Here is an 18,379-nt window from a genome sequence, read left to right as displayed (position 1 = left end):
GTATCTGTACTAAAAAAAAATGAAAATAGAAAATCTAACAGCAGACTGATATGAAAGCGTTTGAATATTTTTTTAGAATATTATCTTAAGGGCTCAAATGCCTTTAGTTAAAGCGGTTTTGGAATCGATTGGATATGCGGAGGGATTGAAATATTATCCTTATTCATCCATAAATTAAAAAATGGTGGGGGATTAATAGTACAGTTATAAAATGAAAACTGATACAGAGAAGGAGTGTGAGCATTGGAGATTCTCTTAAATCAAAAAAATAAGGAACTCCAAGTGATTGACTTGATGTTAATTCATCTTGTAAACTTAATTTGTAAAAGTTCTTGTATCATTTTCCTTGATTTTTTTTATAGTACAGAATAAGATTGAGACATATTAAGCATATTCACGTTTGAGGGATTGGTCTTAAGGGGAAAATAAAAGAATGAATTGTTGAAGAAACTATAAAGCAAACTATTTTTGCTTTAGAGAATAATAATAGCAAACCTTTTTAATGAAAGGATGAGGTGCCAAATGGCTCAAAAAACAAAACAAGCTAAAATTAATGTTGAAGATCAGCTTAAGAAAGTGGAAGAACAATTTGAAACTTTCCAAATTTTAAATGAAGAGGGAGAAGTCGTTAACGAAGCGGCAATGCCTGATTTAAGTGATGAGCAACTGCAAGAATTAATGCGTCGTATGGTTTATACTCGCATCTTGGATCAACGTTCCATATCACTGAACCGTCAAGGCAGATTAGGGTTCTATGCACCGACTGCCGGTCAAGAAGCTTCTCAAATCGCTTCACAGTATGCTTTGGAGAAAGAGGATTTCATTCTACCTGGTTACCGTGATGTTCCGCAAATCGTTTGGCATGGCCTGCCGCTTTGGCAAGCATTCTTATTCTCCCGGGGACATTTTAAGGGAAATCAAATTCCTGAAGACGTCAATGTCATCTCCCCGCAAATCATTATCGGCGCTCAATATATCCAAGCTGCCGGAGTGGCTCTTGGTTTGAAAAAACGCGGTAAAAAAGCTGTAGCGATTACATATACGGGTGACGGTGGAACCTCACAAGGTGACTTCTATGAGGGAATTAACTTTGCAGGTGCATTTAAAGCGCCAGCTATCTTCATCGTGCAAAATAACCGTTTCGCAATCTCGACTCCGGTTGATTTACAATCAGCAGCGAAAACACTAGCCCAAAAGGGTGTGGCGGCAGGTATTCCTGGAATCCAAGTTGATGGTATGGATGCGTTGGCCGTATATACAGCAACTAAAGAGGCACGTGAACGTGCAATTAATGGTGAAGGCCCTACATTGATTGAAACATTAACATACCGTTATGGACCACATACGATGGCTGGGGATGACCCGACACGTTACCGTACTTCTGATATGGATAACGAGTGGGAACTGAAAGATCCATTGGTGCGTTTCCGCAAGTTCTTGGAAAACAAAAAACTTTGGAATGAAGAACTAGAGAACGAAACGATAGAAAAAGCAAAAGAAGATATTAAAGAAGCAATCAAAAAGGCAGATGCAGAACCTAAGCAAAAGGTTACAGACCTTATTGAAAACATGTTTGAAGAAATGCCTTATAACTTAAAAGAACAATATGAAATTTATAAAGAGAAGGAGTCGAAGTAAGCCATGGCTCAATTGACGATGATTCAAGCAATTACAGAAGCATTACGTACAGAACTTAAAAATGACGAGAATGTACTCGTTTTTGGGGAAGATGTTGGTCTTAATGGAGGAGTTTTCCGTGCGACGGAAAATCTTCAAAAAGAATTCGGCGAAGATCGTGTATTCGATACACCACTTGCTGAATCTGGAATCGGTGGATTAGCGGTCGGTCTTTCTTTACAAGGTTTCCGTCCTGTTCCTGAAATTCAATTCTTTGGATTTATATATGAAGTAATGGATTCCGTAAGCGGTCAGCTTGCTCGTATGCGCTACCGTTCAGGCGGACGTTACAGTGCGCCGGTTACAATTCGCTCACCTTTTGGCGGCGGAGTGCATACTCCGGAAATGCATGCTGATAGCTTAGAAGGTTTAATGGCTCAGCAACCAGGGTTAAAGGTAGTTATCCCTTCAACTCCTTACGATGCAAAAGGCTTATTGATTTCAGCGATTCGTGATAATGACCCTGTCATTTTCCTTGAGCACATGAAATTGTACCGTTCTTTCCGTCAGGAAGTTCCTGAGGAAGAATATACAATTCCATTAGGAAAAGCGGATGTGAAAAGAGAAGGAACGGATTTATCCATTATTACGTATGGTGCGATGGTACAGGAATCAATCAAGGCAGCTGAAGAATTGGCTAAGGAAGGTCATTCCGTCGAAGTGGTCGACTTACGGACTGTATCTCCATTGGATATTGATACAATCATTGCTTCAGTAGAAAAAACAGGACGCGCTATCGTTGTTCAAGAAGCACAAAAGCAAGCTGGCATAGCAGCGAATGTTGTCGCGGAAATTAACGAACGTGCCATTTTGAGCTTGGATGCTCCAGTACTGCGAGTGGCGGCTGCTGATACGGTATTCGCGTTTTCACAAGCTGAAACAGTATGGCTCCCTAATTATAAAGATATTATTGAAACGGCGACTAAAGTCTTGAAGTTTTAACAATCTTAAGCAATGGAATGAATGTCCTGCTTTTAGAAAGTAATTTCGCATTAACGGTAATGCAAGATAAAGGACTTTATTCAAAGCACCAAGTATGATTTAATATAGGAGGTTGAACTCAGTGGCATTCCAATTTAGACTCCCTGATATCGGAGAAGGTATACACGAAGGTGAAATAGTGAAATGGTTTGTAAAACCAGGAGATAAGATTCAAGAAGATGACGTGCTTTGCGAGGTTCAAAACGATAAGGCCGTTGTCGAAATCCCATCACCAGTGGAAGGTACCGTTGAAGAAATCCTTGTTCAAGAAGGAACGGTTGCCGTTGTTGGCGATGTACTTGTAACATTCGATGCTCCAGGATATGAAGATCTTCAGTTTAAAGGGGATCATGGAGAAGAAGCGAAGGCAGAAGGTGCGAAGGATGTGGAGGCCCAGGTTCAAGCTACAGCTGAAGCTGGACAGGAAGTCAAGAAAGAGGCTGCTCCGGTTCAAGAAAATAGTGCAGAAACGGGCGCAGGGTCACAACCACAAGTTGAGGCGGATCCTTCACGTCGTATTATCGCCATGCCTTCTGTTAGGAAATATGCACGCGAACAAGGGGTAAATATTCGTGAGATTTCTGGTTCTGGGGATAACGGCCGCATCATGAAAGATGACATCGATGCTTTCAAAAACGGCAAAACGGCTCCACAGCAACCAGCAGCTCAAAGTGAAGCTTCACAACAAACTGATACGGAAAAAACGGAAAAACCAAAAGTTTCAATTCCAGAAGGGCAATATCCTGAAACTCGCGAGAAAATGAGCGGTATGAGAAAAGCCATCGCTAAAGCAATGGTTAAATCCAAACAGACAGCTCCACATGTAACATTAATGGATGAAGTCGATGTGACGCTATTGGTTGCTCATCGTAAGAAATTCAAGGAAATTGCTGCAGAAAAAGGAATCAAGCTTACTTTCCTACCTTATGTTGTTAAAGCGTTAACAAGTGCATTGCGTGAATTCCCTATGCTAAACACATCATTTGATGATGAGGCTAGTGAGATTATCCATAAACACTATTACAATATCGGAATTGCAGCAGACACAGACAAAGGACTGCTCGTTCCAGTTGTAAAAGATGCAGATCGTAAATCAACTTTTGCTATTTCACAAGAAATTAATGAATTAGCGACGAAAGCCCGTGACGGTAAATTGGCTCCTAACGAAATGAAAGGTGCTTCTTGCTCCATTACGAATATCGGTTCCGCAGGCGGTCAATGGTTCACACCTGTAATCAATCATCCAGAAGTTGCCATTCTAGGGATTGGACGAATTGCCGAAAAAGCAATTGTACGCGACGGGGAAATTATCGCCGCTCCAGTTCTGGCATTATCACTGAGCTTTGATCACCGCATGATTGATGGAGCTACTGCTCAGCATGCATTGAATCATATCAAAAAGTTATTGAACGACCCAGAATTATTGTTAATGGAGGCGTAAACAATGGTAGTAGGAGATTTTCCAATCGAAACAGATACTTTAGTGATCGGTTCAGGCCCAGGGGGATATGTTGCCGCAATTCGCGCAGCGCAGCTTGGACAGAAAGTAACGGTCGTTGAAAAAGGAACAATCGGCGGAGTTTGTTTGAATGTAGGCTGTATCCCATCGAAAGCTTTAATTTCGGCAGGACACCGTTTCCATGAAGCTCAGCATTCAGAAGACATGGGTATCTTTGCAGAAAAAGTTACTGTTGATTTTTCTAAAGTACAAGCTTGGAAAGGTACTGTTGTAAAAAAATTAACTGGCGGTGTAAGCAGCCTGTTAAAAGGTAATAATGTTGATGTTGTAACTGGCGAAGCTTACTTCGTTGATGAAAACAGCATCCGTGTTATAAATGATGACTCAGCCCAAACATATACATTTAAAAACGCAATCATCGCTACTGGTTCATCGCCAATCGAGATTCCGTCATTTAAATATACGAAACGTGTACTTAATTCCACTGGTGCTCTTGCTCTGGAAGAAGTTCCAAGTTCTATCGTGGTAATCGGCGGAGGTTATATTGGTACTGAGCTTGGCGGAGCATTCGCAAGTTTTGGCACTAAAGTGACCATCCTTGAAGGTACTGAAGAAATTCTTTCTGCAGGCTTTGAAAAACAAATGGCAGCACTTGTTAAACGTAACCTTAAAAACAAAGGTGCTGAAATTGTTACTAAAGCAAATGCTAAAGGCGTGGAAGAAACTGAAACAGGCGTAACCGTTACTTATGAAGTAAAAGGCGAAGAGAAAAAAGTTGATGCCGATTACGTTTTAGTAACAGTTGGACGTCGTCCTAATACTGCAGAAATCGGCTTGGAACAAGTCGGAATCAAAATGACTGACCGTGGTTTAATCGAAACGGATAAACAATGCCGTACAAGCGTGAAAAACATTTATGCAATCGGTGATATCGTTTCAGGCCCTCAATTGGCTCATAAAGCTTCATATGAAGGTAAAATTGCAGCTGAAGCCATTGCAGGACATTCATCAGAAATCGACTATCTTGCTATTCCGGCTGTTGTATTCTCTGAACCGGAACTTGCTTCTGTCGGATATAATGAAAAAGAAGCGAAGGAAGCTGGAATCGAAGCCCTTGCTTCAAAATTCCCATTCGCTGCAAATGGACGTGCTCTTTCATTGAACAATACGGACGGATTTGTGAAGCTAATCACTCGCAAAGAAGACGGATTGGTTATTGGAGCCCAAATCGCAGGACCAAATGCTTCTGATATGATTGCAGAACTTGGTTTAGCTATCGAAGCAGGAATGACTGCTGAAGATATCGCGATGACAATCCATGCACATCCAACATTAGGGGAAATCACAATGGAAGCTGCTGAAGTTGCCCTTGGAACTCCTATTCACATCATTAAGTAATTGATTATAAAAAAGCGTACTGCAAATGCAGTACGCTTTTTTTATTTGCCAGATAATAGAAAATGAATGATTACCTCAATTCATAATTTTTTCTTTACACTAGTTAAATGAAAAGGACAAAAAGGGCATAAGCTATAAAAAGGAACTTCTTACTTTTTTCCTTGAAAAGGTTTATATAAGGTAAAAGAGGATAAAAAATAAGATGAGCGATTTGCTGAACGAATATTTTTTGCCAATAAAAAGTTATGGCTGATATATTCATATTAAAATGGGGTGGATCACTTGAAAAATTATCTGGTAATCCTCTTTCAACTAATCGTTTGGAGTGGGTATACATTAGTTGAATGGCTTTCCGTAAATGATCGATTTGTTTCCAAAGTATTCATGTTTCTGGTCTTCTCTTATTTAGCCATTTACATTGGTAAAATGATTTTAAAATCCAATAAGCGAACCATGCTTGTTACCGTGATAAGTTTATTATGTTACGGGATTTTGCAAATCCTATTGGAAACGCTTGTACCGGTTTATTGAAATTTTCGTAAGCTCAACAAAGACACAAAAAACCACGGGGGGAACCATGTTTAACAAAGTATTAGTATTATTTACATTTGTATCATTTTTATTGATGGGTTGCAATGAACCGAATCCCGATCAAACTGAAAATGAGAATCAAAAAAGTGTGGAAACGACAACAACCGTCCAAGATGAAAACCAGCAAGAGAAAGATCTGAAGGAAGAAAAATCAAAAACAAACGGGGAAATGAATGTTAAGGCAGTATATAGGTTGGACAAAGATGATTGGTCAGTTAAGCCCATTGGGAATGCAAATCCGAAAGTTGTTTTATTAACCTTTGATGATGCACCCGATAAATATTCGCTGAAAATTGCCAAAACCCTTAAACGACTTGAGGTACCTGCGATCTTTTTTGTGAATGGTCACTTTCTTGAAAATGATGAAAATAAAGCGATGCTAAAAGAAATTCATGAAATGGGTTTTCCTATCGGTAATCATACATATTCTCATGTGAATTTAAAAGAGCTGAGTGAAAAGGAACAAGAGAGGGAAATTGTAAAATTAAACAATTTGGTTGAGGGTATTATCGGGGAACGCCCTAAGTATTTCAGGGCGCCTTTTGGATCGAATACAGATCATTCAATAAATGTCGCTGAGAAAGAAAAAATGTTGGTCATGAATTGGACATATGGATATGACTGGGAAAAAGAATATCAAGATAAAAAAGCTTTAACTGAAATCATGCAGAACAGCCCTTATTTAGGAAATGGCGCGAACTTACTGATGCATGACCGGAAATGGACGAGTGAAGCGATAGAGGATATCGTGAAAGGGTTACAAAAGAAAGGTTATAAGATGCTTGATCCAAAATTAATTGAAACGCCTGCATGAGCTGATTTTCGGCTTCAGCAGGTTTTTTATTTCCTAGGATAGTAATACATCACTCGATTATTGAAGAGATGGAGCTGCGCCCGTAATTTCTTAGCAAGGAACTTGCACAATTCATTTGCTTTTCCCTTATCACCGAAAGTTGCTGTTTCAGGGAGTGTGAATTGGATATAGGATTGAATCCGCTCTAATCCATCTTCATCCCTAACGACTTCTTGGTCAACGCCTATCAATATCATATGGTAGCGATCCTCTTTGGATTGAAGATATATTGCCTTATCTTTCATTCTTTCAGGTTCTTTCATTTCATAAGGAAATGCGTTCTTTTCATAGTCCCAATCCAGTTGCTTTCCGGTTTTCGCAGTGATCATTTGATAATAATTCAGCAATTCTTTCACGTCTTCGATGGTTACTGTCGCTTTCACGGACTCGGGAACAAGTTTGATATAGGCATTTTCAGTCATTTGGAACCCCCTTAGATCTATAAATGTAAGTATATATTAACATTTTATGGTTGCATTATATACTTATCTATATGTAAATTTAAAGACGAAATTCCATTTTCAACTTGATTGGCTGAGAATGGAATGGTGTAATATGTAAAAAATATCCCCAAGACCCTATGTTATTTGAACTCAAATGAATTATATGGGAAAAATATATATGTTATACTTTTTAGCTTGAAATAATAAATGTGTTATATTATAATTCATATAAAGCGGTTACATTACGTTATTGATGCATACAATATAGAGGAAGGGGTTGTAAAAATGGGAACTATCGTATGTCAAACTTGCAATAGCACGATTGAACATTTTGAAGATGAAAAAGTAAGTGTACTTTATACACACAATCACAACTGCCAATGCTGTGATACAGCTGCCTCTGAAAAATAAATGGAAAAAGAACTTTGAGATTAATAGAATTTAAGGGTGTTTCAGGATTGCAACCTGGAGCACCCTTTTTATATAAGGGAGTATCCTTCCGTTTTCAAACAAGAGCACCTTGCTCAATTACGATTGAAACAATAGAATGGGCAAAAAAACCAGAGCAGGTATCTGCTCCGGTTTGATGAAATTCAATCAGTTTTTAATGATGCGTAAATATTTTATCTCTGGATCCTCTGGACCTTGAACTGGTAGGCCGGCCTCGATGTTCTTCCGGATGTAATTGATATTATCTTCGGTTATCAGTTCACCGGGTATAAAGATCGGGATTCCCGGCGGGTAAACCATGATGAATTCAGCGCTGATTTTGCCGACGGATTCCTCGATGGGAACTACTTCGGTTTCTGCATAAAAAGCCTCCCTGGGAGATAAAGCCAGTGGTGGTGTATCAGGAAGCAGTACTTCAATTTTTTCATGTTCAGCAGCCATTTCCTTAAACTCATTCGATAAGTCTCTAAGGGCAGCAATCAGCAGGTCCGCTTCTGTTTTTGAGTCCCCCGGTGTTATCAGGCAAAGGATATTGTACAAGTCAGAAAGCTCCACTTCGATATTATGCTTTTCACGAAGCCATTTCTCAACGTCGTACCCGGTAATATTCAATTCCTTAATGGAAATAATCAGTTTAGTCGGATCATAACTAAAGGCTGCCTTACTGCTTAGGATTTCGCTGCCGACACAGAAGAGATAAGGAATATCATTCACGGCCTCACGGATATATTCTGCAAGATTTATGGCTTCATCGATCATTTCCCTGCCTGCCGTCGCAAGTTGTCTTCTAGCTGTATCCAGAGAAGCTAGAAGGATATAGGAGGTTGAGGTGGTAGTGAGCATGCTCAAAATTGATTGAACCCGATTTGCAGAAACCAGTCCATTCTTAACATTTAATATGGAACTTCCCGTTAGTGAACCGCCCAGTTTATGAACACTCGTTGCAGCCATATCTGCTCCGGCTTGCATGGCTGACATCGGCAAGTCCTCATGGAAATGAATATGGACACCATGCGCTTCATCTACGAGTACTGGGATTTGGTATGAATGAGCAACTTCCACTATTTTTTGTAAATCAGCCGAAATGCCGAAATAGGTAGGGTTGATTACAAGCAATCCTTTTGCATCACTATGTTCACTTAAAGTTTTTTCAACGGCATCGATGGTTATTCCGTGTGAAATGCCCAGGTCCTTATCTATTTCAGGATTGATGAAAACGGGAACCGCTCCGGAAAATACAATGGCGGACATTACGGATTTATGCACATTCCTCGGAACGATAATTTTGTCCCCCGGGCCGCAGACTGTCATGACCATCGTCATGATCGCTCCGCTTGTTCCTTGAACGGAAAAGAACGTGTGATCTGCACCAAAAGCTTCGGCGGCAAGATCCTGAGCTTGTTTAATGATGCCTTTTGGCTGATGGAGATCATCGAGTGGTGCTATATTGATTAAATCTATGGATAATGCATTTTCTCCAATAAAATCACGGAAATCAGCGTCCATTCCTTTTCCTTTTTTATGACCTGGAATATGAAATTGAACGGGATTTTTTTTTGCGTGCTGCAATAAGGCAGTGTATAAGGGTGTTTCATTCTGTGACAATTCTTTGTGGCCCCTTTTCAATATAATAGGTACGAAATATTGGGGAGATATACTCCCCAATATTAACGATCGTATGTTTCTCCGATTCCATTCAAATGGTCATTTGGATAGACATAAAACAAATGAATTATAGCACGTCTTATAATAAATGCCTAGCGTGACTTTAATGTACTGACATAAACAATTTCCAATGTCTTTGATGTAAGGGGACCAATAAAAATAATAGCCGGTTATAATTGTCTATATCCTTAGTATTAACTGGATTGACCCAAGAATTCTTCTTTTATAAATATTGAATGGTATGAGTTTAATAATTGAACGGGTAAATTATATTTGCCATAATAAAGCAGTGATATAGAATGCTTATAAATAAAAAAACCATTAAAAAGGGAGATGAGGAGTTTGAAGTGGAATACGCGTGTGACCGATTTGTTAGGGATTCAATACCCAATCGTACAAGGGGGATTGGCTCATTTAGCATATGCAGACCTGGCTGCGGCAGTTTCGAATGCAGGGGGGCTAGGGCAGGTAACGGCCATGTCCTTGGACAACCCAGAGCAACTGATAGATGAAATAAGAAAAACGAAATCAATGACGGATAAACCGTTTGGTGTGAACTTTGCAATCGGTCAGCATGGAAGGCCTTATGAGCACATGCTTGAAGCAGCCTTGAAAGAGGATATTGCAGTTGTTTCCGTAACGGGCGGTAACCCTTCGCCATTTCTTGATTACGTCAAAGGTACTCAGGTAAAAAAACTGGTGCTTGTTGCTGCTAGAAGACAGGCAGTGAAGGCTGAACAGCTTGGTGCAGATGCAGTGATGGTAGTTGGTCAGGAGGGCGGTGGACATTTAGGCCGTGATGATATTGGAACCTCCGTGTTAATTCCTCAAGTTGTGGATTCCGTTAAAATTCCAGTCATCGCCTCAGGTGGTTTTGGTGATGGGCGCGGTTTGATGGCAGCGTTGGCACTTGGAGCCGATGGAATCGAGATGGGAACACGATTCATAGCAGTCAAGGAGTGTGTTCATGCACATGAATTATATAAAAATGCCTTGGTTTCCGGCACAGAAAATGATACCGTTGTCATTAAGCGGTCCATTGGTGCCCCAGCCAGGGTAATTGCAAATAGCTGGACTGATAAGATCCTTGAAATAGAAAAAGAAAATGGCGGATATGAGCAACTGAAGGATTACATAAGTGGAAAAGCGAACCAGCGTTATATCCATGACGGTGTTGAATGTGAAGGGTATGCTTGGGCTGGACAAGTGATGGGGCTGATTCATGATGTACCATCGACTGCTGACCTAATCAGCCGGATTATCGACCAGGCGGAAGCAATTCGTTCAAAATGGGCAGACTGATGGTAAATGGTCTCCCGGGCAACATGAATAACTATCTAGAAGGAGCGTGTTTAGGGTATGGATTATCAATATCCAATGGATCTTGATTGGTCTACTGACGAAATTGTAGATGTGATTAAATTCTTCGAAGCGGTTGAAAAGGCATATGAAAATAAAATACAAAAGGAAGAATTTATGAAAGCCTACCGAAGGTTCAAGGAAATAGTTCCCGGAAAGGCGGATGAGAAAAAGTATACGGATGAGTTTGAGTCAGTCAGCAACTATTCACCATATCTTGTCATTAAGAAGGCAAAAGGAATCGATGACGGTGAATGGATAAAAATGAGAAATTAAAAATATAATTTTTAGAAAACTCCATTGACTTACTGAAAAGAATGTTTTAACATAATAATCAAGAAAAAGATAAAGGCAGTGACGAAGAAAAGTACCTTAATGCTGTTCTGCAGAGAGCCAGTGGTTGCTGAAAACTGGTGAACGAATTTAAGCGAATGGACTTCCGAGCCCCAAACCGAAACGGATGGACGGAGTAGGCTTTGGCGATTATCTCATCGTTATTGGAGATAGGCATGTTAATGCCGTAAAGTGAGCTAATTTAGCTAATTAAGGTGGTACCACGGGTTCCTCGTCCTTTGGATGAGGGCCCTTTTTGCGTTTTTATGAAAATGATAATTAAATCTATGAATAAGAGTAGTAATCTTTTTAGATGCGTCACAGAGAGCCGGAATAGGTGGAAACCGGTACGATATAAGAAGATGAATGGACTTATGAGTGGTTTCTTGAAATAAGTAGGGAAACTCGGCTGCCTCCGTTAAAGGGTATTGGCAAGAAATTTTGATTTCTTGCTTAAGAGGGAAAAATGATGAGTTTTTCCAACTTGAGGTGGCACCGCGGTATACCGTCCTCTGCAGACACATATTTGTGTTTGCAGGGGATTTTTTTATGGATTTTAAATATACCTTGGAGAACAAAAGGGTTTTCATCGGCAGTTTACATAATCGTTTAAGAATTAGGAGGGAATTGGGATGAACAATTTGGATGAAAAAAAAATACTCCGCTTTAAAATGGAAACAATTGAAGGGGATATTCATACACCCATCGCACTATTTCAAAAATTAGATGATGAACAGAAATTTTTATTGGAAAGTTCGAATTCGCATCATGACAACGGCCGCTACTCTTATCTAGGTTCAAACCCATACCTGGAGGTGACATCACTTGCAGATCAAGTTATTGTGAAAGACCCTGAAACAGGTGACGAATTCGTAAAGAGCATCAATATCATCGAGTTTCTAAAAAATGAATTGTTAGTGGAGATAGGTGAGGCCCCCGTACATCTTCCGCCATTTAATGGAGGCGCGATTGGATATATGGGTTATGATATCATTCGCCTATATGAAAATATTGGCCCGGTGCCTCCTGATTCTCTGCATATGCCTGATGCACACTTTCTTTTTTTTAAAGAACTGTATATATTCGACCATGTTCTGCAGAAGATTCATCTTTTGACCGCTGAAGAAGATGGTGAAAAAAGTTTATTGGGGATGAAGGAAAAAATCAATCAGGCAAGCAAACCGTCAAAGGGAATATCGTCGGAATATTTGGAATTCAAGTCGAATTTCAGTCAGGATGAATTCGAGAAAATGGTCCTTGAAATGAAAGCGGCGATTGTGGCTGGTGAGGTGTTCCAAGTTGTTTTATCACAACGATTTAAGGCAGCCTTCGATGGGGAGCCTTTCGATGCCTACCGTCGTTTGCGATTAGCTAACCCATCTCCTTATATGTTTTATATTGAATTTGGTGAATATACAATTATAGGGTCGTCTCCAGAAAGTTTGATCAATGTTTCATCAGGAATGGTTCATGTTAATCCCATTGCCGGTACACGGCCGAGAGGGAAAACGGATGAAGAAGATAAGGGCTTGGAAAAAAGCCTGTTGATGGATAAAAAGGAACTAGCCGAGCATAGGATGCTTGTTGATTTAGGAAGAAATGATCTTGGAAGGGTTTGCGAAATTGGTTCAATCCACCTTACCGAGGAAATGGAAGTTCAAAGATATCAGCATGTCATGCATATTGCATCGAAGATTAGCGGAAAGCTTAGGGAAGGATTCACGAGTTTAGATGCGTTGACGGTCTGCCTTCCTGCTGGGACAGTTTCGGGTGCTCCTAAAATCAGGGCAATGGAGCTGATCAATGAACTGGAAAATTGTAAACGCGGGATGTATTCGGGCTCGATAGGATTCATCGGTTTTGGAGGGGATCTTGATATGGCTTTAGCCATTCGGACGATGATCATAAAAGATGGCAAGGCCTATGTACAGGCAGGAGCAGGTATTGTATATGATTCAGATCCAAAAACGGAATATGAAGAAACACAAAATAAAGCACGCGCTCTTATGGAGGTTCATACAAAATGATTTTATTAATTGATAACTATGACTCGTTTACTTACAACCTATACCAATATTTAGGGGAAGTAGAAAAAGAAATCTTAGTTAAAAGGAATGACGAAATCACTCTTGCTGAAATTGAGGAATTGAATCCAATGGCAATCGTCATATCTCCTGGACCTGGCCGGCCGGAAGATGCCGGTATCAGTATGGAGATCATCCGTAATTTTTATGAAAAGGTCCCGCTTTTAGGCATTTGTCTGGGGCATCAAGCCATTGGTGCGGTTTTTGGTGCGAATGTGGTTGGGGCAAAACATATCATGCACGGGAAAACATCGGTTATCAAGCATGATGGAACAGGGGTATTTGCCAAACAGGACTTAGAATTCCCGGTAATGCGTTATCATTCCCTCGTAGTTGAAAGGGCGAGTTTGCCAAATGAACTGACCGTGACGGCAGTAGCATCGGATGATGGGGAAATCATGGCCCTAAAACATCAAGATTACCCGCTATACGGTTTACAGTTCCACCCTGAATCAATAGGGACGAAAATCGGCAAGGAATTATTACATCAGTTTTATAAGATTGCCGGAACCTTCCAATCAGGGAAGGAACAATCCGTTTTATAAAAAACGACTGGGGGAGTTAGCGGTGAAGGAGTATTTAGCGAAGTTAGCAGAGCGTCAAACATTGACGGAAGAAGAGATGAGCAGAGCAGCCCAAGCGTTATTTTCTAAAGATATCACGGAAAGCGAAATTTCAGCTTTCATCATAGCCTTAAAATCCAAAGGGGAAACGGCAGGTGAAATAGCAAGCCTTGTCCGAGTCGTGAGAAAAGAAGCAAGAAGTGTGCAAACAAGCTCCCTTAATGTAATGGATAATTGCGGGACGGGAGGAGATGGATCACAAAGCTTCAATATAAGTACCGCATCGGCTTTTGTACTGGCTGGGGCAGGTGTCAAGGTTGCCAAACATGGAAACCGTAGCATTTCAAGTAAAACGGGCAGTGCGGATGTATTGGAAGAGCTAGGTGTTAATTTGTACTTGGAGCCTGACATGTTAAAAGAACTGTTGGAGGAAAATGGGATCACGTTCCTATTTGCGCCATCCGTCCACCCTAATATTGCACGAATCATGAAAGTCAGAAAAGAATTGAAAATCCCGACAATATTTAATCTTATCGGACCTTTGACAAACCCAGTCCAACTTGACACTCAATTATTGGGAATTAATCGACGCGATATGCTCGAGCTATTTGCGGAAGTCCTACATAAATTAGGCAGGACACGTGCGGTCGTGATCAATGGTGCCGGTTTTATGGATGAAGCAAGCCTTCAAGGTGAAAATTCACTTGTGCTGATGGAACAAGGGGACATTATCCCATTTACGCTGCATCCTGAAGAAGTGGATCTGCCGGTTTACGGAAATGATGCCATTCGTGGCGGTGACGCCAAACAAAATGCCGATATTATGCTGCGCCTTCTTAAAGGGGAAAAAGGGGCCTATCGTGATACCGTTTTATTGAATGCTGGATTGGGATTATACGCACATGGTACGGCAGCAACGATTAAAAAAGGAATCTTCATGGCTAAAGAAAGCCTTGATAGCGGATCGGCTCTTGAAAAGTTAGAAAATATAATTGCTTATGGCAAAAGAAATAAGGTGGTCATGTAAATGGAAAATATCTTAACGAAAATCATCGAACAGAAAAAGGTTGAAGTAGCAAAATTAAAAGAAATGGATTTAGATGATTCGGTAATGATCAACATAGTCAGACCATCTCTGGTAGAAAATTTGAAAACGGCTAAATCAATTGCGGTTATCGCTGAAATAAAACGGGCGTCCCCTTCAAAAGGGGACATTAAAATCAATGTAAATCCAATCGAGCAGGCTCTTTCATATGAAAGAGGAGGAGCGGCAGCAATATCCGTATTGACGGATGAGGTTTTCTTTAAAGGATCCATTGCCGATTTGAGAAACGTAAGCGAGGCCATACGGATTCCCAGGTTGTGCAAAGATTTCATCATCGATGAAATCCAAATCGATCGTGCCTATCAAAGTGGTGCAACCATCATTCTATTAATTGTGGCAGCACTTTCTAAAGGACGCCTTCATGAATTATATCAATATGCAAAAAATAAAGGGCTTGAAGTATTAACGGAAGTCCATGATGAAGCCGAGCTGGAACGAGCGCTCGAACTAAACGCAGAGATCATAGGGATAAACAATCGGAATCTGAAGACCTTCAAAGTGGATTTGGCTGTGACGGAACGACTGGCGAATTTACTTGATCCAAAAAGCCATATCTTTATCAGTGAAAGTGGAATCAAGACAAAAGCTGATGTTATACGTGTGAAGGAAGCTGGTGCAAAAGGGATTTTAGTCGGGGAGACGCTGATGACTTCATCAAATCTTCCACATACGATGGCCGAACTGCAAATGAGTATATAAGGAGATTAATATGTTAGTGAAAATCTGTGGGATAAAGACATTGGCAGCTGCTCAGACTGCCGTTAAATCCGGGGCAGACTTTATTGGATTCATTTTTGCCGAGAGCAGCAGGAAAGTCGAGCCGGATTTAGTAGGTGAATTCGGAGCTAATCTACCTGGACATGTAAAAAAAGTCGGAGTGTTTGCCAATCAAACTGAACAAGAAGTGATAAAAAGTGCGGAAATTGCAGGGTTGGATTATATTCAGCTTCATGGCAAAGAGTCTGCCAGCTTCGCCCGCAGAATGCCCCTACCGGTGATCAAGGCCTTTGCAATCGAATCAGAGCAAGATATTGAAAGCCTTCATGAGTACCCAGCAGATTTTCTTTTAGTGGATCTGCCTAAAAGTTCATCTGGTAAGGGACTGACTTTGGATTGGGAAATGATCCGAAAAGCGGATCTCCCACGGGGAAAGGTGATTCTAGCGGGTGGGCTGACTCCTGAAAATGTCGGAAAAGCGATCAGTGCCGTTTCACCATTCGCAGTTGACGTAGCTAGTGGTGTTGAAACAAACGGATTAAAAGATGCTGTAAAAATAAAAGCATTTATAAATGAGGCGAAATATACAGCCGGAAAAGAGGGATGAACAGATGAGTACTTATACACAGCCTGATAAAACTGGACATTTTGGAGCGTATGGAGGTCGTTTCGTTCCGGAAACTTTAATGTCGGCGATTACGGAACTTGAAGATGCATATGAACAATCAAAAAAAGATCCGGAATTCCAAAAACAGCTAAGCTATTACCTGAAACAATATATCGGTCGTGAAACACCACTTTATTTTGCGGAGAACTTAACGAAACTAGCTGGTGGTGCAGATATTTATCTGAAGCGTGAGGACTTGAATCATACCGGAGCCCACAAAATTAATAATACGATTGGTCAGGCTTTGCTGACTCAGAAAATGGGCAAGAAAAAGGTGATTGCCGAAACGGGTGCAGGTCAGCATGGTGTTGCAACTGCGACTGTGTGCGCTTTGCTGAAGTTGGAATGCATCATCTTTATGGGAGAAGAAGATATCAGGAGACAGAAATTGAATGTGTTCAGGATGGAACTTTTGGGAGCCAAGGTCATTTCTGTATCACAAGGAAGCGGGACGCTGAAGGATGCAGTGAATGAGGCGTTACGATATTGGGTTGCGAACGTGGATGACACCCATTATATAATGGGATCAGTGCTTGGACCGCATCCATTCCCCGTTATTGTACGAGATTTTCAAAGTGTGATAGGGAATGAAACAAAGCGTCAGTATTCGGAGACGGTTCATTCCCTTCCGGATGCAGTAGTCGCTTGCATAGGAGGAGGCAGTAATGCCATGGGGATGTTCTATCCCTTCATTGAGGATGAAACGGTAAAATTATATGGAGTGGAAGCGGCAGGTCATGGACTGGAAACAACATTACATGCTTCAAGTTTGACGAAGGGGAAACCTGGGGTGCTCCACGGAGCATTCATGTATGTATTGCAGAACGAGGACGGTCAGATCCAGGAGGCGCATTCAATTTCAGCAGGGTTGGATTATCCGGGAGTAGGGCCTGAACATAGTTATTTAAAGGATACCAATCGGGTGGTGTATACTTCCGTAACTGATGATGAAGCATTGGAAGCTCTAGTGATGCTTTCAAGGGAAGAAGGGATCATCCCTGCTTTGGAAAGTTCACATGCCATTTCCTATGGTTTAAAACTTGCTAAACAAATGGAGAAAGGAACAGGACTGGTGATTTGCCTGTCTGGCCGTGGTGATAAGGATGTAGAAACGGTCCAGTCATTAATAGGGGGTAGTGAACATGAATAAATTGACAAAAGCGCTTGAAGAATGTCAAACAAAGCAGGAAAAAGCATTCATTCCTTATATTATGGCAGGTGATGGCGGTCTTGAACGGTTAAGGAGCCAGCTTCTTTTCCTTGAAAGTAACGGGGCGACAGCTGTTGAACTAGGAATTCCATTCTCTGACCCTGTCGCAGATGGACCGGTTATCCAACAGGCTGGCATCCGTTCTTTGAATAATGGAACAACGTTAAAAGATGTCCTGAAAAAAGTTATTGAAATCAAAGATGATGTGAACATTCCAATTATTTTGATGGGTTATTCGAATTCAATCCTGGCATATGGACTTAGAGAGTTTACGGATGATTGTCTTCAAGCAGGAATTTCCGGGTGCATCATCCCTGATTTACCGATTGAAGAAGAAGCCATCTTTTCATCAATCAAAACTGCAGGGATCGTTCTTATCCGACTTGTGACTCTCACGTCTTCGAAAGAGCGTATCACCGAGATTACCGCAGGGGCGGAGGGCTTTATCTACGCAGTTACAGTCAAAGGGATTACAGGCGCTCGTGACGCCTTTGGGGAAGAACTTGGAGGCTATTTAAAGAAGGTAAAAGAGCTAAGTCCCGTTCCCGTTCTTGCTGGGTTCGGCATATCGACGCCAGATCATGTCCGCGATGCAATGCAATACTGTGATGGTGTCATTGTAGGCAGCAAGATCATCGAATGCTTTGAAACAGGTAAGGAAGATCAAATTAGTGACTTGATACAAGCTAGCAAAGGGTTAGTGCGTAAATAAGAAAAGGAGAGCCTTTGTAAACTGTACCCTTTGTAAAGGACATTTTAAAAAAAGAGGTTAGGCTGCCTCTAGAAGATGATCTCTGTATTGAACAGGGGTCATCTTTTTTAAA

18 protein-coding genes and 2 other annotated features are annotated in these 18,379 nt (G+C 40.9%); of the genes, 16 read left to right on the top strand and 2 right to left on the bottom strand.

Annotated features, from left to right (window positions below; translation table 11 throughout):
• Nucleotides 1-522: 522 nt before the first annotated feature.
• From pdhA to ACQKKK_RS03375, 6 genes are all read left to right on the top strand, one after another.
• The gene (gene pdhA, locus ACQKKK_RS03400; RefSeq protein ID WP_427614113.1) at nucleotides 523-1,638 is read left to right on the top strand and encodes a pyruvate dehydrogenase (acetyl-transferring) E1 component subunit alpha; all 1,116 of its coding nucleotides are present in this window, start codon (nucleotides 523-525) and stop codon (nucleotides 1,636-1,638) included.
• A 3-nt stretch (nucleotides 1,639-1,641) separates the two neighbouring features.
• Nucleotides 1,642-2,619 carry an alpha-ketoacid dehydrogenase subunit beta gene (locus tag ACQKKK_RS03395; protein WP_061462266.1) on the top strand — a complete coding sequence of 326 codons (978 nt, stop codon included), beginning with the start codon at nucleotides 1,642-1,644 and terminating at the stop codon, nucleotides 2,617-2,619.
• A gap of 121 nt (nucleotides 2,620-2,740) precedes the next feature.
• Nucleotides 2,741-4,099 (top strand): dihydrolipoamide acetyltransferase family protein, encoded by a 1,359-nt coding sequence (locus ACQKKK_RS03390; protein WP_427614111.1) that lies wholly within the window; start codon nucleotides 2,741-2,743, stop codon nucleotides 4,097-4,099.
• Between the two features lie 3 nt (nucleotides 4,100-4,102).
• Nucleotides 4,103-5,515 carry a dihydrolipoyl dehydrogenase gene (gene lpdA / locus ACQKKK_RS03385; protein ID WP_427614109.1) on the top strand — a complete coding sequence of 471 codons (1,413 nt, stop codon included), beginning with the start codon at nucleotides 4,103-4,105 and terminating at the stop codon, nucleotides 5,513-5,515.
• A 273-nt stretch (nucleotides 5,516-5,788) separates the two neighbouring features.
• Nucleotides 5,789-6,046, top strand: coding sequence for a hypothetical protein (locus ACQKKK_RS03380; RefSeq protein ID WP_427614107.1), 258 nt, complete (start codon nucleotides 5,789-5,791; stop codon nucleotides 6,044-6,046).
• 46 nt (nucleotides 6,047-6,092) lie between these two features.
• Nucleotides 6,093-6,920 (top strand): polysaccharide deacetylase family protein, encoded by an 828-nt coding sequence (locus tag ACQKKK_RS03375; protein WP_427614105.1) that lies wholly within the window; start codon nucleotides 6,093-6,095, stop codon nucleotides 6,918-6,920.
• Nucleotides 6,921-6,946: 26 nt separating this feature from the next.
• On the opposite strand, the gene ACQKKK_RS03370 is transcribed toward ACQKKK_RS03375, so the two are convergent.
• Nucleotides 6,947-7,381, bottom strand: coding sequence for a DUF1885 family protein (locus ACQKKK_RS03370; RefSeq protein WP_427614103.1), 435 nt, complete (start codon nucleotides 7,379-7,381; stop codon nucleotides 6,947-6,949).
• A 306-nt stretch (nucleotides 7,382-7,687) separates the two neighbouring features.
• Between ACQKKK_RS03370 and ACQKKK_RS03365 the strand changes: the two genes are divergently transcribed.
• Complete coding sequence (locus ACQKKK_RS03365; RefSeq protein ID WP_081108747.1) at nucleotides 7,688-7,813, top strand: GapA-binding peptide SR1P; 126 nt, start codon at nucleotides 7,688-7,690, stop codon at nucleotides 7,811-7,813.
• A gap of 186 nt (nucleotides 7,814-7,999) precedes the next feature.
• Here the strand turns inward: ACQKKK_RS03365 and ACQKKK_RS03360 are convergent, their stop codons facing one another.
• Nucleotides 8,000-9,457, bottom strand: coding sequence for an aminotransferase class I/II-fold pyridoxal phosphate-dependent enzyme (locus ACQKKK_RS03360; protein WP_427614101.1), 1,458 nt, complete (start codon nucleotides 9,455-9,457; stop codon nucleotides 8,000-8,002).
• A gap of 402 nt (nucleotides 9,458-9,859) precedes the next feature.
• Between ACQKKK_RS03360 and ACQKKK_RS03355 the strand changes: the two genes are divergently transcribed.
• The 9 genes from ACQKKK_RS03355 to trpA all read left to right on the top strand — a co-directional run bounded on the left by ACQKKK_RS03355 (nucleotide 9,860) and on the right by trpA (nucleotide 18,267).
• Nucleotides 9,860-10,819, top strand: coding sequence for an NAD(P)H-dependent flavin oxidoreductase (locus ACQKKK_RS03355; protein WP_427614099.1), 960 nt, complete (start codon nucleotides 9,860-9,862; stop codon nucleotides 10,817-10,819).
• 57 nt (nucleotides 10,820-10,876) lie between these two features.
• Complete coding sequence (locus ACQKKK_RS03350) at nucleotides 10,877-11,152, top strand: UPF0223 family protein (RefSeq protein ID WP_427614097.1); 276 nt, start codon at nucleotides 10,877-10,879, stop codon at nucleotides 11,150-11,152.
• 69 nt (nucleotides 11,153-11,221) lie between these two features.
• Nucleotides 11,222-11,452: a binding site (T-box leader), on the top strand.
• A gap of 35 nt (nucleotides 11,453-11,487) precedes the next feature.
• Nucleotides 11,488-11,725, top strand: a binding site (T-box leader).
• A gap of 116 nt (nucleotides 11,726-11,841) precedes the next feature.
• Nucleotides 11,842-13,236 (top strand): anthranilate synthase component I, encoded by a 1,395-nt coding sequence (gene trpE, locus ACQKKK_RS03345; protein ID WP_427614095.1) that lies wholly within the window; start codon nucleotides 11,842-11,844, stop codon nucleotides 13,234-13,236.
• Nucleotides 13,233-13,838, top strand: coding sequence for an anthranilate synthase component II (locus tag ACQKKK_RS03340; protein WP_427614093.1), 606 nt, complete (start codon nucleotides 13,233-13,235; stop codon nucleotides 13,836-13,838). Before trpE ends, ACQKKK_RS03340 begins: the two co-directional genes overlap by 4 nt.
• 22 nt (nucleotides 13,839-13,860) lie before the next feature.
• Nucleotides 13,861-14,883 (top strand): anthranilate phosphoribosyltransferase, encoded by a 1,023-nt coding sequence (gene trpD, locus ACQKKK_RS03335; protein WP_427614092.1) that lies wholly within the window; start codon nucleotides 13,861-13,863, stop codon nucleotides 14,881-14,883.
• Nucleotides 14,884-15,660 carry an indole-3-glycerol phosphate synthase TrpC gene (gene trpC, locus ACQKKK_RS03330; RefSeq protein ID WP_427614090.1) on the top strand — a complete coding sequence of 259 codons (777 nt, stop codon included), beginning with the start codon at nucleotides 14,884-14,886 and terminating at the stop codon, nucleotides 15,658-15,660. It begins immediately after the preceding gene.
• A 10-nt stretch (nucleotides 15,661-15,670) separates the two neighbouring features.
• Nucleotides 15,671-16,285 carry a phosphoribosylanthranilate isomerase gene (locus tag ACQKKK_RS03325; protein WP_427614088.1) on the top strand — a complete coding sequence of 205 codons (615 nt, stop codon included), beginning with the start codon at nucleotides 15,671-15,673 and terminating at the stop codon, nucleotides 16,283-16,285.
• A 4-nt stretch (nucleotides 16,286-16,289) separates the two neighbouring features.
• Nucleotides 16,290-17,495 carry a tryptophan synthase subunit beta gene (gene trpB / locus ACQKKK_RS03320; RefSeq protein WP_427614086.1) on the top strand — a complete coding sequence of 402 codons (1,206 nt, stop codon included), beginning with the start codon at nucleotides 16,290-16,292 and terminating at the stop codon, nucleotides 17,493-17,495.
• A complete protein-coding gene (gene trpA / locus ACQKKK_RS03315) occupies nucleotides 17,488-18,267 on the top strand; it encodes a tryptophan synthase subunit alpha (protein WP_427614085.1) in 780 nt (259 codons plus the stop codon). The genes trpB and trpA overlap by 8 nt, the downstream gene beginning before the upstream one ends.
• Nucleotides 18,268-18,379: the final 112 nt, after the last annotated feature.

Source organism: Peribacillus sp. NPDC006672 (assembly GCF_050274955.1).
Classification (GTDB): domain Bacteria; phylum Bacillota; class Bacilli; order Bacillales; family DSM-1321; genus Peribacillus.
Note: the sequence above shows the minus strand (reverse complement) of the source record. Positions and strands in the feature narration are given on the sequence as shown.

Coding starts and splice junctions, on each gene's coding strand:
- ACQKKK_RS03365 (WP_081108747.1), top strand. CDS start 7,688: ATGGGAACTATCGTATGTCAAACTTGCAATAGCACGATTGAACATTTT.
- trpA (WP_427614085.1), top strand. CDS start 17,488: ATGAATAAATTGACAAAAGCGCTTGAAGAATGTCAAACAAAGCAGGAA.
- ACQKKK_RS03375 (WP_427614105.1), top strand. CDS start 6,093: ATGTTTAACAAAGTATTAGTATTATTTACATTTGTATCATTTTTATTG.
- lpdA (WP_427614109.1), top strand. CDS start 4,103: ATGGTAGTAGGAGATTTTCCAATCGAAACAGATACTTTAGTGATCGGT.
- pdhA (WP_427614113.1), top strand. CDS start 523: ATGGCTCAAAAAACAAAACAAGCTAAAATTAATGTTGAAGATCAGCTT.
- trpB (WP_427614086.1), top strand. CDS start 16,290: ATGAGTACTTATACACAGCCTGATAAAACTGGACATTTTGGAGCGTAT.
- ACQKKK_RS03350 (WP_427614097.1), top strand. CDS start 10,877: ATGGATTATCAATATCCAATGGATCTTGATTGGTCTACTGACGAAATT.
- ACQKKK_RS03370 (WP_427614103.1), bottom strand. CDS start 7,381: ATGACTGAAAATGCCTATATCAAACTTGTTCCCGAGTCCGTGAAAGCG.
- ACQKKK_RS03340 (WP_427614093.1), top strand. CDS start 13,233: ATGATTTTATTAATTGATAACTATGACTCGTTTACTTACAACCTATAC.
- ACQKKK_RS03395 (WP_061462266.1), top strand. CDS start 1,642: ATGGCTCAATTGACGATGATTCAAGCAATTACAGAAGCATTACGTACA.
- trpE (WP_427614095.1), top strand. CDS start 11,842: ATGAACAATTTGGATGAAAAAAAAATACTCCGCTTTAAAATGGAAACA.
- trpC (WP_427614090.1), top strand. CDS start 14,884: ATGGAAAATATCTTAACGAAAATCATCGAACAGAAAAAGGTTGAAGTA.
- ACQKKK_RS03325 (WP_427614088.1), top strand. CDS start 15,671: ATGTTAGTGAAAATCTGTGGGATAAAGACATTGGCAGCTGCTCAGACT.